This is a genomic window from Streptomyces sp. WAC05292, from assembly GCF_003949955.1.
In the GTDB taxonomy this organism is placed as follows: Bacteria; Actinomycetota; Actinomycetes; order Streptomycetales; family Streptomycetaceae; genus Streptomyces; species Streptomyces globosus.
This window is the reverse complement of the sequence record NZ_RPSE01000811.1, coordinates 1-846: the sequence shown is the minus strand read 5'-3', so window position 1 is coordinate 846 and position 846 is coordinate 1. Positions and strand designations below refer to the sequence as shown.

General features: G+C 81.9%; 1 protein-coding gene. It reads left to right on the top strand.

What is annotated here, in order from left to right:
- Nucleotides 1-306: 306 nt before the first annotated feature.
- A partial coding sequence (locus EF903_RS33185) for a hypothetical protein (protein ID WP_221888822.1) occupies nucleotides 307-846 on the top strand: 540 nt, incomplete at its 3' end.

Here is an 846-nt window from a genome sequence, read left to right as displayed (position 1 = left end):
CCCCCCTACCGGGCGGCCCGTCGCCCGGACGGCTGCCGCCCGCACCGGTGCCGGGAACGGCCCGGCTCCCGCCCCGCACGGCCCCGCACCCCGACCGGGGCCGCCGTACGGGCGCGCGCTCGGAGCGCGCCCCCTCCAAGATCGACGTACGGTGAGCCCCATGTCACCCACCGCTGGTTCCCCACCGCGCGGAGGCACCCCCTGCGCGCCCTTGCCGAACCCGCCCCGCGCGGGCCACAGGGCCCGCAGGGGACAGGAGCGCCGCCGCGGCGGCCGGCGCGCCGATCCGGGGGAGGCGGTGCGGCCGTGACCGGTCCCGCAACGACCCGGGCGGTCGCCGCCCGCGGGCAGCGCGGGCCGTCGCCGCGGGCCGGGCGGGCCGATTCCGTCCGGTTCGCCGCCACCCGCGCACTCCCCTTCTTCGTCCGCAGCGTCCCCGGCACCCGCCCCGCCTTCCCGGCGGAGGCGCTGCGGGAGCTGCGGGACCGCCACGGCGGCGCGCCGGTCCTGGTGCACGGCATGTCCGGGCCCGTCCTCGTCCTGCTGGACCGCCGCGAGATGAGGCAGTTCTACGACAGCACCGGCGCCGCGGCCCCCGGAGGGGCGGCCCCCGCGCTGCCGCCCGCCGAAGCGCTGCGGACCGTACTCGCCGAAGAAGTACGCCCGCTGGCCTCCGGCACCACCCTCGAACTCGTCCGCCTCCGGCAGGCCGTCGCCAGGGCCGCCCGGAGGCTCGCCCCCGCCGCCGGCGCCGGGCGTGCCGCCCCGCCCGAGGGCCCGGCCGGAGCCTCCGGCCTGCTCGGCCGGCTGCTGCGCCGCCACGGGCGGCAGGACCCCGGCCCCGCC